The following is a 16,206-nucleotide window of genomic DNA, read 5'->3' on the forward strand; positions in this document are numbered from 1 at the left end:
AATTTGGCAATTTATTTTTTAAAATACTATTTTAGCCCTACCCAAAATAACTGAATAACCTATGAAAAATCTAAAAAACTACAGTTTTCTTTCTGTATTGCTATGCCTTTTTATTTCTTCTAAATCTTTCTCGCAAAACAATCAGCCATTGATGCCAACCCAGCAAAATAAAATTATAATTGATAAAATTATCGAAGCTGCTCATTATAAAAATTATGTAATTGATTTTTGTTTAGTGAAAATAAATGAAGCTTCTGCAAAAGAAGGCTGGAACGATCAAAAAGCAATGGAAATTACTGAAAGCATAAATTATAAAAATTTCAGAGATGCGATTTATAATATTTTTGCTAGACACAATGAAGTCGAATTGGAAACTATTTTAAAAGCTTACGAAAAAGACACGGCTTATCAATCTCAAAATTTCATGACGACAAGTAAAGTTCTTTCTAATAATCTGAACATTTTTGCCAATGATATTGTTAAGGGAAAATATCTTTTGAAGTAAGGTTTAGAGAGACAAAGGTTCAAAGTTTTTTATTTGCAAACAGATCTTTGTCAAAGTTTGAAACTTTGACAAAGATTATAGAGGCTATGATTTGAAACCTGAAACTTGAAATAAAAGTTAATTCTTCGGTTTTAAAACCAGTTTGGTCGAAGTTTTTATAATCTCTTCTTTGTTCAATTTCATTTTTCTGAACTTTCCTTCGTTGTACATTTCGGCTTGATCACTATAATGTTTACTGAAAGGATTTCCAGATTGTCCTGTCGGCAAAATACTCCAACTGTTTTCTACATCGGAAAAATCAACAATTCTTCTTGTTGAAGGTCCGCCTTTGGTATAATATTTTCCTTCGTCATTAAATCCGAAAAATAAATTATTAATCACTTCATTTGAACCAGGAGAATTGAAAGGACCAACATTAAATAATCCGCGAAGCGCTTTGACTTTTCCTAACGGATGTTCATGTTCTACAGTATGTACTTTTCCCCAATTCCATTCTGAAATATTTTCTCCTAACTGATTTTGTAGAGCAATAACAGCGTCATGAAAAGATTTTGAAACAACCTCTGTTCTCGTTTCTTTCACATTTTTTGTTTTTATATTATCCCACCAAACCGAATTTTCATTTTTAATTTGATTCGCGATAACTTGCTTTCCAAGAGAAATTCCCAAAAACAAATTGAAATTATCTTTGCCCATTTCGTCTTCAAACGTATTTTTCAAATACAAATAAATCCATTTGTTGTAAATCGTTGGCGCAACATCTTCAATATTTGTGGTTCCTTTCCACGATTTTAAAGTATTTATAACTTCTTTTTCGTTATTCGAAAGCGGTTTATTATCTAAAGTTGCAATTAAATTTTTTGTCGTTTCAACAGCAATATCAGAAGTATTATCATAAATCATTTTGCTGATGGCTTCTTTATCCCAATCAGATTTTGCATCTAGAATTTCTGAAATTCTTTTAGCGCGATCTTCTGGCAAATAATATCCTGGATACAAATAACCATTGTCAATAGCTTCTGGCTGATTATTGGCCGAATAAACATATCCCCATGCTGGATTTTCTGATGATGGATTTTTTTCGAAATCTAAAAACTTCGTAATATCGTCTTTTCCGCTTGAACCGTCTAGAATCAAATGCGTATTAACTCCTTCATTGTGTCTATATAATTTTCCACTTGCCCACCAAGCTACATTACCTTTTGCATCACCATACATTACGTTTAATCCTGGCGCTGCAATTAAAGACACCGCCTTTTTAAAGTCGGTTGTATTTTTGGCATGCGAAAGTCCATAAGCAGCGTCTAGAATCAAGATTGGTTCTCTAGTATAAGTCCACGACATTGCAATTGGATTTTTCTTATCTAAACGATCTATAAAATCATTCATAATTGGTCCGTGGCGAGTAATTTTAACCGTCAGGACAACATCCGAAGAATCTTTTACTTTTATCGTTTTTTTTCTGATTTCATATTTATCGAAACCAGTTGGCGTTTGATATTGCGAAACATCGTTTGCTTTATTTTTTTGTTGATAAAAATCGATGTCATCATTTTCAAACATGGTCAAACCATAAGCATAATCTCTGTTATGTGCCAAAAGCGGAAACGGAGTTCCAGCCAAATAACAGCCGTACAATTCATGCTTTGGTGTAACTAAATGAGCTTCGTACCAAGTTGCAGGTTGCGAAAATCCAATATGCGGATCATTAGCAAAAATAACTTTTCCCGTTTTTGATTTATGCGGCCCAACAACCCAGCTATTACTTCCAACAAATGGAGGAATTGGAGATTGATCCAACATGGCAGTTATAGATTTTGAAATCTCAGTATACTCTTCCGTTTTCTCTTTTGAGATTTTAATTCTTGTATTATTAAATTCTCCTTCAATTCCTAAATCTTTCAAATAAGTGGCTCCATATTTATTTTTTATATCGGTCAATAGCGGATCTGTTTTCTGAGCCATGGCAAAACTGAAAGACATATATCCAAAAATATTATAAACATCTTTTATAGTAAATTTTTGCTTTTTTACACCCACCAAAGTAAACTCGATTGGCGTTACTCCTTCTTCTAGATATTGATTGATTCCATCTAAATACGCTTGAGTCAATTTATAACTTTCGCTGTTTTTATCCAATTTTGCAATGGCTTTTGCCGAAGCTTCTTCGATTCCGATTCCCGCAAAAAACTTATCGTTTTTAAGCGCGACACCTCCAAAAAGTTCGGATAAACGTCCTGGAGCAATTCGGCGTAACAATTCCATTTGCCATAATCTTTCCTGTGCATGTACATAACCTAAGGCGGTCATAGCATCTTTTTCAGAATCTGCATAAATATGAGGCACTCCAAAATCGTCAAAATAGACTGTGGTTTCTTTCTCGAGATTATTCAATTGTACAGAACCTTCATATTTCGGTTTTAAATGAAAAATATAAGCGCACAAACCAATCGCAAGAATCACCACAAGAACCAATACGGTCAACAAGATTTTTTTAATTATTCTCATATTCTAAAAAAGGATAAAAATTCAAAATGATATAACTTTTCTTTAAAATTTTATAAGAAACAAAGCTCTTTTAAAGTCTAAATTTATGTATTTAAAATTAATACTATAAATGTCAATCTATAAAAAAATAGCGATTGTTGTAATTTCTCTGTTTGCAATTGTAATTCTTGCGAATGTTGGCTTGAATTATTGGATCAAAAAACAACTTCCGATTATTATTCACGAAAAAAACAAAACGGCTTATAATATCAATTATGAAAAAATTGAAGTCTCTCTTTTTTCTAGAAATATCAACGCACAGACTTTATTGGTTAGTCCGAAAAACGAACCGAAAGATAGCAAAAATGGACTTTTTTCTAAAATTGAATCTATCACTATAAAACATTTCAATATTTGGGATTTGGCTTTTCGCGATATCATTCAGGCAGAAAGTATAATTATCAATAAACCGCGAATCATTTTATACAAAAAAGGCGAAAAATTAATCAATAACAGCAAAAGCATTGAAAAAGAAATTATTGATCCGTTTCGAAAAATTATTGCAGTTTCTAATATTTACCTCAACGAAGGATCGGTTGATGTTGTTTCTTTAGATACAGATAAACCTATTTTTAGTATAAAAAAAATACTTTTAAAACTGGAAGGCATTTTAATTACCGATGCTACTTTAAAAGAAAAAATTCCGATTCAATATAAAAAATACGCTCTCGTTTGCGACAGTTTGTTTTACAGACCAAATGGTTTTTATTACATCAATATTGGAAAAATAAGCACCGAAAAGAATTTCTTAAAGATTAATAATTTCTCTAATCTTCCTCAATTTGAGCGTAGAGAATTTCTAAAACGTCTTGAAAAAGAAAAAGATATTTACAATTTAAAATTCGATTCGGCTCAAGTCGCAAAAATGGACTGGGGTTTCAAAAATAACCAGTTTTATTTCAAAGCAAATTCACTGGTCATTCACCATTTTGATGCTAATATTTACCGCGGAAAAATGTTGAAAGACGATCCAAGCAAAAAATATCTGTACAATCATTTATTGCGAAATCTAAAATTTCCGCTTCAAGTTGACACTTTACAAGTTTTGAAATCGAAACTGGTTTACGAAGAAGAACTTGATTTTGCTAAAGGTCCAGGAATTTTAACTTTCGATAAATTCAATCTGCAAGCAACTAATTTGAGAAGTGGTTTTGGTTTGAAAAAAACAGATGATGTAAAAATCAAAGTCAAATGCATTTTCATGAAAAATTCTCCTCTTGATGTCGATTGGAGTTTTAATGTTTTAGACAAAAGTGATGGATTTCATATTCAAGGCGTAATTTCGAATTTTAATGTTCAAGGAATGACAAGATTCACAAAACCATATATTAATACGACTTTCACTGGAACTTTCAATAAATACCGTTTTAATTTCTATGGTAATGACAATGGCTCAAAAGGAAATGCTTCTTTAGATTATGAAGATCTGAAAGTCAAATTATACAAAAAGAAAAATCCTGAAAAAGAGGCAAAACTTAAAACAGCTGTTGCCAATTTACTGGTAAAAAACGATTCGAAAGACGAAGCCAAAACTGCAGAAATCGAAGTAGAAAGGCTTCAAGACAGATCGTTCTACAACCTTTTGTGGAGAAGTATTGCAGAATCTTTGAAGAAGATTTTGATTTAGGATATTATTCTTTAGCCACGAATTGCACAAATTGACACTAATTTTTTATCCGTATTGTAAAAAAAAGAAAAATTCGAGAAAATTTGTGCAATTCGCAGCAATCTTTTTGCAGTATCCGCAATCCCTTTCAAACCTGACATTTATCAGGTTTTAGGAGGAAATATTTTTTTTCATTTGCTTCTATTTTAATCCGAATACAAATGACAAAAAAAAATCTGCATACTTTTCATATTCCGGTAATGGGATTGGCTTATACGATAGACAGTCCGATTAGAGTCGCGCAGTATGGAATTTCATCGGTTGTGGCTCTCGCAGACGATGATTTAATTGAAAAGATGCGTAATTTTTACAGCACAAAATTCAACATTCCTTACGAAGAAATCACTCAAAAATTTCATGATTACCGTGCTGAGAGAATTACCTCTTATTTAAATTTAGTCGATAAAATTGTAAAAGAGAAATTCGAAAACTTCAAAACAGAATTGGCAGAAAGCAAAACGGCTTTAGAAAACTTCATGTCAATGCTGCCGAATACTTCTGATATTAAAAAGGGATTTCAGGCTTTATTGGATGACGGAATTGCCTTTAAAGAAAACATTCAAAATTACATTGAATCGCATCTTTTTCCAGGAGAAATCGATGTGAATATCATGACGAAACTAGACAAAGATAATTTTGTCAAAAATGAACAACTTCCAGTTGAGTTTAATGATGCACACGCAGCTTTAAGAGGTTTTGCCAATAGTAATTTGGAATCTTCTGTTGTACTTTCTGCAGGAATGAATCCGAGATTGTTTGGTTATTTTGAAAACTTCAAAGATTTTTTTCCAAATGAAAATAATGAGCTAAAGAAGAAAATCATCTTAAAAGTAAGCGATTTTAGATCAGCTATGATTCAGGGAAATTTCTTAGCAAAAAAAGGACTTTGGGTTTCTGAATATCGAATTGAATCGGGATTAAATTGTGGCGGACATGCCTTTGCAACTGACGGGCTCTTATTAGGCACCATTTTAGAGGAATTCAAGCAGAAAAAAGATCAATTGATACAATCTGCCCACGAATTAATGATTAAAGCTTTACAGACAAAAAATCAGCATTTCCCTGAAAATCCTTTAGAATTAAAAATTACCGTTCAAGGCGGAGTTGGAACAGCAGCAGAACATGAGTTTTTATTAGACGAATATAAAGTTGATTCTGTAGGTTGGGGGTCACCATTTTTATTAGTTCCCGAAGCAACATCAGTAGATCAAGAAACTCGTAATTTATTGATGAAAGCCAAAGAAGATGATTTTTACTTAAGTAATATTTCACCTTTGGGAGTTCCATTCAACACTTTGAAAGGAACTACAAACGAATTCTTAAAACAAAAACGAATTCATGAGAATAAAGCTGGAAGCTCTTGTCCGAAGAAATTTTTAGCATTGAGCAAAGAATACGACCCACACGGAATTTGCACAGCTTCAAAAAAATATCAGGATATAAAATTGGAAGAATTAGAGGCAAAAAGAGATTCGCTATCTGCTGATGAATTTGAAAAAAGCAAAGTCAAGATTACCGAAAAATCATGTTTATGTGTTGGTCTGGCCAATGCTTCTTATCTAGAAAATGATATAAAAATAAAAGGTCAAGCGCAAGGCGTTGTCATTTGTCCAGGCCCAAACTTAGCTTATTTTGATCAAGAAGTTTCTTTAAAAGATATGATTCATCATATTTATCAAGGAAAATCGATTATTAGAACCGAGCGCCCAAACTTGTTTATAAAAGAGCTTAAAATGTATGTCACTTATTTTAGAAACGAAATTCAATCTGTTTCTGGAGAACTTACAACAGCTCAACTTAAAAAATGGAATTCTTTTAAATCTAATCTGTTAGATGGAATTGAGTATTATAAAAATTTATTTGAATCGACAACAGTCTTTAAAGGTCATATAGAGCAACTCGATTTTTGTAAATCAGAATTAGTTGGTATTAAAATTCCCGTTTCAGAGTTGGTTTAAAATTGAAAACCCCAAATTATTTCTAATTTGGGGTTTGTTTTTATTTCTAAAATACAATTATTGTTTCTTCTTGTTTTTGCTATCAATAACAGCTCCAGTTCCAGTTCCGACTGCAGCTCCAGCTAAACCACCAATAATGGCGCCTTCGCCTTTTTTCTTACTGACAATTGCTCCAGTTGCTGCACCAACTCCTGCACCAATTACAGCACCTTTAGCCGTTGCACTCCAGCCTTTCTTTTTAGGTGTCGCCGCCGGCGCTGCTGCACTATTTGCTTGTTGATGTACTACTACAACTTTTTCTTTTTGAGCTTCGATTTTCTCCTCATTTAATTTCGCCATTTCAGTCTTCATCGAATCGATAACACGCTGTTTGTTAATTTCAACTTTCATTGAATCAATGCTGGCTTGCTTGGCTTTATTTACATCTTCTTTGCTCTGATTTTGGCAAGAAGTTAAAAATATCACGGTTAATAAAATATATAAGCCTTTCATGATCATAAGTTTTAAAAAATTATACATTACAAAGTTCTTAATATCTGCTATAATGATTATTACAGAATTTTTCAGAAAATTTATAAGATTTGAAGATTGATGGTTGGTTCTCGCGGAGTTTTGTTTTCTAAGCTAAATGATTTAATCTCGCAAAGTCGCAGAAACGCAAAGTTTTAATCTTTTTAAGTTCAATAGCGTCCAGCTTTAGCTGGATGAAAAAGCGATCAAAAGAAAAAGGCTTTAGCCAAAACTGAACTAGTTTGGCTAAAACCTTCTTAACATCATCTTTAATACCTTCAGCTAAAGCTGGAGGCTATTTAGAAAAAAATCTCTTTAATCTTTTTAATCTGTGGCTTCAAAAAACTTTGTGCCTTCGCTCCCGATAGGCATCGGGATTGCCAGATTATTTTTTATTTCCCTAAAATCCCTTTTTTTAGAATTTGCCCAAAATCATACATGTCTTCATAAGAACAATACAAAGGAACAGGCGCCAGACGAATTACGTTTGGTTCACGCCAATCTGTAATTACTCCGTTTTTCATTAAATAATCAAATAAAGCTCTTCCTTCTCCGTGCAAAAATACCGATAATTGAGAAGCTCTTTCTTCTGGATTTGAAGGCGTGATGATTTCAAAAGTACTTTCTACTTCCTTATCAATTTCATGAAGAATAAACTCTAGATAAGAAGTAATATGATCACGTTTTTTAATTAAAGCATCCATTCCAACCTCAGCAAACATTTCTACTGAAGCTAAATATGGTGCTAGAGAAAGAACGGGAAGATTACTAATCTGCCATCCATCTGCACCATGAACCGGATCAAAAGTTGGTTCCATTTTAAAACGGCGTTCTTTATTGTGTCCCCACCAACCTGCAAATCTTGGCAAATCTGAGTTATGATGTTTTTCATGAACAAAACAACCCGAAGCATTTCCTGGACCCGAATTCATATATTTATAACTGCACCAAGCAGCAAAATCTACATTCCAATCGTGAAGTTCTAATTTGATATTTCCAGCAGCGTGAGCCAAATCCCAACCTACTTTTGCTCCAACTTTTTGTCCTGCAGCAGTTATGGTTTTAATATCAAAAACTTGCCCTGTATAATAATTTACTCCACCAATTAAAACCAAAGCCAGTTCATCGCCAACTTCTTCAATTTTGGCTAAGACATCTTCCAGACGAATATTATGTTCTCCTTCTCTACGTTTTATTTCTACAATCGCATCTTCAGGTTTGTAACCATGAAAATTCACTTGACTTTGAAACATGTACTGATCTGATGGGAAAGCTTTTTCTTCGCAGATAATTTTATAGCGTTTCCCTTTTGGCTGATAAAAAGAAACCATCAGCAAATGAAGATTCACTGTCAAAGTATTCATCACTGTAACTTCAGACGGAAGTGCACCAACAACTTTACTCAATGGTTCAGCAAACCTTTCTTGATAATCCCACCAAGGTTTTTCGGCATAAAAATGGCCTTCGACAGCAAGTTCTGCCCAATCATTCATTACTTCATCTATATAAGCTTTGGTACGTTTTGGTTGTAATCCTAAAGAGTTTCCAGTAAAATAGATTACTCGTTTATCATTTACTTTAGGAAAAATAAATTGTTCTTGATAATGGTTTAATGCGTCTTTCGAATCTAGCTCTCGTGCAAATTCGCGTGTATTTTGAAAAGTCATTGTGTTTTTGTTTTGCCTGCTAAAATAACAAAAATTGTTTGTTTTGTTTCAGATTGATATGCTTTGTGTGTTTTTTAACGCGCAAAGTCTTTTTTTATCAAGGCTAACGTTTATAAACGCTAAGTTCGTAAAGCTTTGCGTTCTTTTGTTTCTGGTAAACACATACTGAGCAAAAAAACTTTGCGTTCTTTGCGTTTAAAATTTCTCAACGAATGTCAAACTTGAAACCTGAAACTTGAAACAAATAAAAAACCCGACAGGTTATAAAACTTGTCGGGTCTTTTTATACTATAAATTCTAATTAAAGAATTAACATCGCGTCTCCGTAAGAATAAAATTTGTATCCTTCTTTGATTGCTTCGTCATATGCTTTTTTCATTAAATCATGTCCACAGAAAGCAGAAATCATCATCAATAATGTTGATTTTGGTGTGTGGAAGTTTGTAATCATACAGTTTGCAATACTGAAATCGTGAGGAGGGAAAATAAATTTATTTGTCCATCCTTCGTATGGATTCAAAGTATTTGCAGAAGAAACAGAACTTTCGATTGCACGCATAGAAGTTGTTCCTACAGCACAAATACGTTTTTTCTTTGCTTTTCCTTCGTTTACAATATCACAAGCTTCTTGAGTAATAATCAATTCCTCAGAATCCATTTTGTGTTTAGATAAATCTTCAACCTCAACTGGGTTAAAAGTTCCTAAACCAACATGTAAAGTTACCTCAGCAAAGTTCACTCCTTTGATTTCTAATTTTTTCAAAAGGTGTTTTGAGAAGTGTAAACCAGCTGTTGGTGCCGCTACAGCTCCTTCTTCTTTTGCATAGATTGTTTGGTATCTTTCTGCATCTTCTGGAGTAACGTCTCTATTGATGTATTTAGGAATTGGAGTTTCTCCAAGTTCTGTCAATTTGTTTCTAAATTCTTCGTAAGATCCATCGTATAAGAAACGTAAAGTTCTACCACGAGAAGTTGTATTATCAATTACCTCAGCAACTAACGAATCGTCATCACCAAAATAAAGTTTATTACCAATACGGATTTTTCTAGCTGGATCTACTAAAACATCCCAAAGGCGTTGCTCTGAATTTAATTCTCTTAATAAGAAAACTTCAATTCTAGCTCCAGTTTTTTCTTTGTTTCCGTACAAACGTGCAGGAAAAACTTTTGTATTATTTAGAATTAAAACGTCTCCGTCATCAAAATAGTTGATAACGTCTTTAAACATTTTATGTTCGATAGTGTTTTTTTTACGGTCAATTACCATTAAACGAGATTCATCTCTATTTTCTGCTGGGAATTCAGCCAAAAGTTCTTTCGGTAAATTGAAATTGAAGTGTGATAATTTCATATTTGAATTGTTGATTTTAGAGTGTCGTTTTTAGATTTGTTTATCTAAAATTTTAAATCGGTTGCAAATATACGATTGTGAGATAGGCGTTGTCAAGTGTTTTGACGTTTATTTTCAAAAGTCCTTGATTTTGTGAGGTTTCGAGATGCGTTAAAAGTGCTTTTTTTCTATAAAAAAGATTTTCAACATATTATTGTCATTTCGACGAAGGAGAAATCTTAGTAAGTAACTCCATTCCAATAAGCTAATCTTTGTAGAGCTTCTTGTGGAGATTTCTCCTTCGTCGAAATGACAAACTTTATGAGTACAATCAAATTCACAAATAAAAAAGCCTCTGGTTAAAACCAGAGGCTATGTTTTATCGAACTTTAATTTAAATGAATTTATATGGTTCAAAAATTACAATTCTGAAATTTGAAAGTTCAAGGCTTTTAAATCATTCCAAAAATCTGGATAGGATTTAGAAACTACTTCGGCATCATCAATAATAATTGGAACTTTTATTGCTAAAGGTGCAAATGCCATTGCCATACGGTGATCGTTGTAAGTTGCAATGTGAATATCGTGTTTTATATTATCAGAACGTTCTAAAGTCAAACTATCATTAGTCACAGAAATATTAGCTCCTAATTTTGTAAGCTCAATTTTTAAAGCTTCTAGTCGGTCTGTTTCTTTGATTTTTAAAGTATGAAGTCCTGTTAGGTGACATCCAATTCCTAAACCTAAACAAGTCACAACAATAGTTTGAGCGATATCTGGCGTATTATTCAATTCGAAATTTACATCTTGATAATTAAATCCAGCTACTTTCTCCAAAGTCATTTTATTGTCTTGGAAAGTCGTTTTCACTCCCATTTTTTCGTAAAGAGAAACTAATTCTGAATCTCCTTGAAGGCTATTTTCTTTATAACTGCTTAAAGTTATTTTTGCAGCATCTGCCAAAGCTACAAGACTAAAGAAATAAGAAGCCGAACTCCAGTCAGATTCTACAACCATTTCTTTAGATTCAACTGTTTCTTTCGGGAAAACTTTAATTACGTTTCCTTCAAAACTTGTTTTAATATCTAAATCATTAAGCAATGCTAAAGTCATTTTGATATACGGAATCGAAGTAATTTCTCCTTCTAGAGTCAATTCTAAACCATTATCTAATTTTGAAGCCACTAATAAAAGAGCCGAAATATATTGGCTGCTCACATTTGCTGCCAAGTTTACTTTTGAAGCCGTAACTTTTTTTCCTTTAATTCGAATTGGCGGATATCCTTCTTCTTTTTCATAAGAAATCTCAACACCCAATTGTCTTAAAGTATCAACCAAAATTTTAATCGGACGCTCCTGCATTCTGCTAGAACCTGTCAAGACTACTTCTCTTCCTTCGTTAACCGAAAAATAAGCAGTTAAGAAACGCATTGCAGTTCCAGCATGATGAATATCTACAATTTCGTCATTTCCTGCTAAAGCTTTTTGCATCACTTCGCTGTCATCAGAGTTTGAAGTATTGGCTAAAGTGATATTTGGAAATAATGCTTTTAATAACAATAAACGGTTCGTTTCACTTTTTGAACCTGTAATATTTAGTTGCGAATCATCAATAGTAAATATTGAATTCGTGCTTAGTTTTAAATTCATTTTTTTTATTGTAAGTTGTGACTTATGAATTAGGAATGATTAGAAACATAATTCAGCCCCGCAATTTACCACTCCACATTCATAATTCAAAATTCAAAACTCATAATTCAAAACTTATGAGCGATATTTCACAATTATTTCAATTTATCATTGTTTTTATGACGATCTTTATCTCTAACCGATTTTAGATCCATTTTTTTGTCAAAAGCAGCCTGTAAATCAATTCCTGTCTGATTTGCTAAACATAGCACAACAAAAACAACATCTGCAAGTTCTTCTCCTAAATCTTTGTTTTTATCGCTTTCTTTTTCAGATTGTTCTCCATAACGGCGAGCAATAATTCTGGCAACTTCACCAACTTCTTCGGTTAGCTGCGCCATATTAGTCAATTCATTAAAGTAACGAACTCCGTGTTCTTTTATCCAAGTATCAACATCTAACTGTGCATTTTTCAAATCCATCTTTTATATCTTTTTAAGAATTATTTTTTCATTTTGGCTTACGATCATCTTCTGAAAAAACTCTTTTATCATTCCGTAATCCTCCGCTGCAAAAATACTACTGTTGATTTCTTTTTGGCTCACAATTTGAATTTTGTTTTCTGTAGCCGAAAAATTTAAGATAAAGGACATCTTCTTGTCCTCTGATGCTATTCTGACTGGTTTTGGAAGTGATTCTACAGTATATCCTTGCGGTATTTCAATATTAAAATTGAACTTTTCTAAGTTTTTATATCCAAAATAGACAGGCATTTGTCTTTTTTCCTGATTGAAAGGATTTTTACTTTGAGTAAAAAACAATAGAGGATTTACGAAAATCTTCCCTTCAATAATATCTGAACGGTTGCTTGAATCAAAAGAAAAAGTCTCTATAACCGATTGATCTAAATTTGACTTCTGATTCTCTATTTTATAATTTGAGACAGACAAACCTCCCAATCTATTTTCAAATTTTTCAAGATAAGCGTCTTCTGATTTTGCATTGTTTTCTACTCTAAAACTGTAAGCATCGTAATCTGTGTGTTGAATCCTGCCTTGGCCATTCATTTTACCATCGGGATGTATTTTAACTATAAGACTATAAATTTCTTTAGATAGTATTATTGGATCTAATTCGATTTCCTCAGAAGCTCCATCTTTTTTGATCAGCCTTCCTTTCCAATTTAATACATTTAATGGTAAAATATTGGGAGCTGTGAGTTTATGAGATGCATCTAGAAGAATTCTTTTACCATCAATTTCGGCTGCTGCTATAACATAATTAAATCCTGTTCTTGTTGGATAAACCGGAAGTCCGTTTTGAATTGTGCTTACCAAAACAGGATTGGATTCTATACCAGCCGCACGAAGCATATTTATCAAAATAAAATTAATTTCAGCAACATTTCCTGTCTGATCTTTATACGCTTTTTCGACTCCTTTTTCTGTGTAGCAACTATTAATCTCATTCCAATTCATTCGGTTTTTGACATAAGTAAAAATCAGATTTAATCTTTCATTTTTATCCTCTACATTTGGCAGCAATTTATTTAAGTCATCTGTAAATAAAGAGGCTTGATTAAGCTGTTTACCAAAACTATCATCTTTAAAAATAGTTTTTGCTACCCCTTCCCATGTTAAACTGTAATCTTTTATAGGCTGATCTGGAAGTCGAACTCTCTCTAGTTCTTGCTGAATGCTTCCGCGATAATTTTCGAGATTATTAATGTATGGTTCCTCTTTTAAAGCGGGAACATCTTTTCCTGTATAAAAGGTTTCAATTTGTTTATAGCTAAATGAGCTTGTCTGACTATAAGCGTTATCAAAACTCTGACTGCCATTTGTGAATTTAGATTCTGTTTCGAGTGGAATTCCTCCAATTAAAATTGGTTTATAAATATAAAATTCTGGAATTTGAGTTTTATAATAAAAATAGTCTACCGGAATATTAAACTGAATATCAAAATCTGGAAATTTCCCAAGATTCTCAGATCTTAAAACATACTTGTATTCTATAACAGAACCTACTTTTACATTTGGCAATGTAATAGTCTTTTCTTTCCAGTATTGATTAATTTTATTTTTGAATGTTCCTTGATTGTCTAATTTAGTTTTTACAATGTTTCCGTTTTCCAAATTATACGTAACCGCTTCAGAAAATTCTAAACGGTCCTCATTTAATTTTTCATAACCAATATAAAAACGCACTTTCTGGTCGGCCCAGCTTAAACCTTCTTTTTTATAAATTTTGATTTTTACCTCACAGACATGATTGGCATAAAACCCAACATCTTTGTTATAACCAAAATAAGTCCTTCCTTTTTTAAACAAGATAGCAGCGGGTGCGCTGCTATCTTTAGGATGAACTTTCTCTTTTAATTCTGCAATTGTTACTTTGCCTAATTCATAATTTTGAGCTTGAATTGTCATTGTACTCCAAAAAAGGGGAATACAAACTAGGAGAAATCGCAACATAATTAAATACGTTTTAAAACTATTTTTTCAGTCTGTTTTGTGATCATTTCTTTGTAGTAATCTTTCAGAATTCCGTATTGTTCTCTAGATATTATAGAGGAGTTAATTTGATGTGACACTAATAATTGCAGTACATTATCGTTGACTGCAATATTGTATCTAAAAACTCCAAGATCTTCCTCCATAACCAATACGCCTGCAAGAGGAACTGTTTCTAGAGTATATCCTTCTGGGATTCGAATACTAATATTGTACTTCTCTAAAAAAGGAAATCCAAAATCTACGGGATATTCTCTTGTTTCTTGCTTAAACGGATTTTTTGTACTAGCAAAAAAAAGCATTGGCTTAACGTATATTTTATCTCCAATTACCTCGCACAAATTGGCACTTGTAAACGAAAAGCTTTCTACTGCAGGCAGCAAAACATCTTTTTCATTTGTACGGCTGTAATCGCTTATTTCAATTTTATCATATTTATTTTCAAGATTGTCTAGATAAACGTCTTCTTTAAGATTTTCAAAACTATTTCTGCAGTTCATTGCTTTGTGCTCTGTGTACTGACATCTTACTTTTCCGTTTATTCTTCCTCCCGCTTCAATTGTATAATCTACTGCAATATTATCTGCAGCAAATTTTTTAGGTGCTAAATCAATACTTTCTGACGTTCCGTCTTTACGAATCAATCTTCCTATCCAATTTAAATCTCTTAAAGGAAGAACGTTTGGAGTTGAATATGGATCGGTTGCATCGAGCAATATCATTTCGTCTCCAGTTTCAACTGCGGCAATCACATAATTGAAAGCATTTAAATTTGGAAAATAAGCAATCCCATTAGAGCGTGTACTAATTAAAACAGGATTCGCAGTAAGTTTAGCCGCTCGAAGCATTGCTGTAAGCATCAAATTAATATCTGCGCTATTTCCTGTTTTTTCTTTGTAGGCTTTTCGAACTCCTTTTTCGCAAGAATATCCATTATGCTGATTCCATTTTACATTTGATTTTACATATTCTAAAATCGCTGTAATTTTTGCATCAGGTTTAACTTTTCCTTCTAATACAACTTTCAGGTCATCTTCAAAATAGCCAGATTTGTTCAATTCTACTCCAAAAGAATCAAAATCATAAATCGTTTTGGCAACACTTGTCCAGTCTGATGAAAATGTTTTATAAAACTGTCCAGGAACAGCAATTCTTTCTAACTCTAAAGAAATTCCAGTTCTATAATTGTCCATATTATTTACGAAAGCTTCCTCGCGCATTGCTGGAAGATTCTGAAAAACATAAGTGGTTTCTGTTGCAATATAATGGTAAGTGTTCGCTATTTTTGAAGTTATTTTAGGAGGAAAAAAACCTTTCAGATTTCTTTTAAACTCAAAAGCATCTGGAAGAGTTGTTTTTAATTCAGAATAATTAACTGGAATATTTTCCTGAATATTCCAATGATAAAGACTTGAAAACCCTCCTCCTTCTGTAAATTGATACTCTATAATAGAACCTTCTTTTACTTCTGGAAAAGCTATTTTTTTGATCCAATAACTGCTGTTCGTTTTTTCGATAAACTCGTTTTCAGGTTTCAGTTTTGTCTTTACAATTTTTCCGTCTACCAAATTGTAGGTATAAGCGCTTACTATATTTACGTAACTAAGTTTTCCGGCTGCAAAATAAATCAGGACATTTGACAAATTATATCCTTCACTTTTATAGATCTTAACTTTCTTTGTAGTCGTCTTTTGGGAGTTTCCATTTGCATTAAGATCAATAGCAATATTACTATACAAAATAGCAGCAACAGCGGCAGAATCTTTAGGATGCCTTTTTTCTTCTAACTGCGCTATTGTAACATTTCCTAAAGAAACGTTTTGCGCATTCATTTTCAGAAATGCGCAAAATAGAAGAATAGAAATTAAGAAAGTTCTCATT

The 16,206-nt window shown here is 32.5% G+C and carries 11 protein-coding genes; 3 read left to right on the forward strand and 8 right to left on the reverse strand.

The genetic code is table 11. The annotated features are described in order from the left end of the window. Positions 1-61 precede the first annotated feature (61 nt). Positions 62-505, forward strand: coding sequence for a hypothetical protein (locus AC1Q5Z_RS06965; RefSeq protein WP_198855488.1), 444 nt, complete (start codon positions 62-64; stop codon positions 503-505). 117 nt (positions 506-622) lie between these two features. Here the strand turns inward: AC1Q5Z_RS06965 and AC1Q5Z_RS06970 are convergent, their stop codons facing one another. Then, the gene (locus AC1Q5Z_RS06970) at positions 623-3,013 is read right to left on the reverse strand and encodes a penicillin acylase family protein (RefSeq protein WP_492444135.1); all 2,391 of its coding nucleotides are present in this window, start codon (positions 3,011-3,013) and stop codon (positions 623-625) included. A gap of 109 nt (positions 3,014-3,122) precedes the next feature. Between AC1Q5Z_RS06970 and AC1Q5Z_RS06975 the strand changes: the two genes are divergently transcribed. Both AC1Q5Z_RS06975 and AC1Q5Z_RS06980 read left to right on the forward strand, forming a co-directional pair. Continuing rightward, positions 3,123-4,679, forward strand: a complete 1,557-nt coding sequence (locus AC1Q5Z_RS06975; RefSeq protein ID WP_343589218.1) for a hypothetical protein — start codon at positions 3,123-3,125, stop codon at positions 4,677-4,679. A 200-nt stretch (positions 4,680-4,879) separates the two neighbouring features. Beyond that, positions 4,880-6,676: a hypothetical protein gene (locus AC1Q5Z_RS06980; protein WP_343589216.1), complete on the forward strand. Its 1,797-nt coding sequence runs from the start codon at positions 4,880-4,882 to the stop codon at positions 6,674-6,676. A 57-nt stretch (positions 6,677-6,733) separates the two neighbouring features. On the opposite strand, the gene AC1Q5Z_RS06985 is transcribed toward AC1Q5Z_RS06980, so the two are convergent. The 7 genes from AC1Q5Z_RS06985 to AC1Q5Z_RS07015 all read right to left on the reverse strand — a co-directional run bounded on the left by AC1Q5Z_RS06985 (position 6,734) and on the right by AC1Q5Z_RS07015 (position 16,205). Then, positions 6,734-7,168: a YMGG-like glycine zipper-containing protein gene (locus AC1Q5Z_RS06985; RefSeq protein WP_343589214.1), complete on the reverse strand. Its 435-nt coding sequence runs from the start codon at positions 7,166-7,168 to the stop codon at positions 6,734-6,736. Positions 7,169-7,578: 410 nt separating this feature from the next. Then, complete coding sequence (gene kynU, locus AC1Q5Z_RS06990; RefSeq protein WP_492444136.1) at positions 7,579-8,853, reverse strand: kynureninase; 1,275 nt, start codon at positions 8,851-8,853, stop codon at positions 7,579-7,581. Between the two features lie 301 nt (positions 8,854-9,154). Beyond that, positions 9,155-10,204, reverse strand: coding sequence for a tRNA preQ1(34) S-adenosylmethionine ribosyltransferase-isomerase QueA (gene queA, locus AC1Q5Z_RS06995; RefSeq protein ID WP_198855482.1), 1,050 nt, complete (start codon positions 10,202-10,204; stop codon positions 9,155-9,157). A gap of 399 nt (positions 10,205-10,603) precedes the next feature. Continuing rightward, positions 10,604-11,833: a 3-phosphoshikimate 1-carboxyvinyltransferase gene (aroA, locus tag AC1Q5Z_RS07000; protein WP_492444137.1), complete on the reverse strand. Its 1,230-nt coding sequence runs from the start codon at positions 11,831-11,833 to the stop codon at positions 10,604-10,606. 134 nt (positions 11,834-11,967) lie between these two features. Then, positions 11,968-12,294 carry a nucleotide pyrophosphohydrolase gene (locus AC1Q5Z_RS07005; protein ID WP_012022600.1) on the reverse strand — a complete coding sequence of 109 codons (327 nt, stop codon included), beginning with the start codon at positions 12,292-12,294 and terminating at the stop codon, positions 11,968-11,970. 3 nt (positions 12,295-12,297) lie between these two features. After that, positions 12,298-14,241, reverse strand: a complete 1,944-nt coding sequence (locus tag AC1Q5Z_RS07010) for a DUF3858 domain-containing protein (RefSeq protein WP_492444138.1) — start codon at positions 14,239-14,241, stop codon at positions 12,298-12,300. A 47-nt stretch (positions 14,242-14,288) separates the two neighbouring features. Next, complete coding sequence (locus AC1Q5Z_RS07015) at positions 14,289-16,205, reverse strand: DUF3858 domain-containing protein (RefSeq protein WP_492444139.1); 1,917 nt, start codon at positions 16,203-16,205, stop codon at positions 14,289-14,291. Between the last annotated feature and the right edge of the window lies 1 nt (position 16,206).

The sequence above is a fragment of the Flavobacterium sp. GW823-FHT06G12 genome (assembly GCF_058794775.1).

What these genes read in the sequence shown, in the direction of transcription:
- AC1Q5Z_RS06965 (WP_198855488.1), top strand. Translation starts at nt 62, where the DNA reads ATGAAAAATCTAAAAAACTACAGTTTTCTTTCTGTATTGCTATGCCTT.
- AC1Q5Z_RS06970 (WP_492444135.1), bottom strand. Translation starts at nt 3,013, where the DNA reads ATGAGAATAATTAAAAAAATCTTGTTGACCGTATTGGTTCTTGTGGTG.
- AC1Q5Z_RS06975 (WP_343589218.1), top strand. Translation starts at nt 3,123, where the DNA reads ATGTCAATCTATAAAAAAATAGCGATTGTTGTAATTTCTCTGTTTGCA.
- AC1Q5Z_RS06980 (WP_343589216.1), top strand. Translation starts at nt 4,880, where the DNA reads ATGACAAAAAAAAATCTGCATACTTTTCATATTCCGGTAATGGGATTG.
- AC1Q5Z_RS06985 (WP_343589214.1), bottom strand. Translation starts at nt 7,168, where the DNA reads ATGAAAGGCTTATATATTTTATTAACCGTGATATTTTTAACTTCTTGC.
- kynU (WP_492444136.1), bottom strand. Translation starts at nt 8,853, where the DNA reads ATGACTTTTCAAAATACACGCGAATTTGCACGAGAGCTAGATTCGAAA.
- queA (WP_198855482.1), bottom strand. Translation starts at nt 10,204, where the DNA reads ATGAAATTATCACACTTCAATTTCAATTTACCGAAAGAACTTTTGGCT.
- aroA (WP_492444137.1), bottom strand. Translation starts at nt 11,833, where the DNA reads ATGAATTTAAAACTAAGCACGAATTCAATATTTACTATTGATGATTCG.
- AC1Q5Z_RS07005 (WP_012022600.1), bottom strand. Translation starts at nt 12,294, where the DNA reads ATGGATTTGAAAAATGCACAGTTAGATGTTGATACTTGGATAAAAGAA.
- AC1Q5Z_RS07010 (WP_492444138.1), bottom strand. Translation starts at nt 14,241, where the DNA reads ATGACAATTCAAGCTCAAAATTATGAATTAGGCAAAGTAACAATTGCA.
- AC1Q5Z_RS07015 (WP_492444139.1), bottom strand. Translation starts at nt 16,205, where the DNA reads ATGAGAACTTTCTTAATTTCTATTCTTCTATTTTGCGCATTTCTGAAA.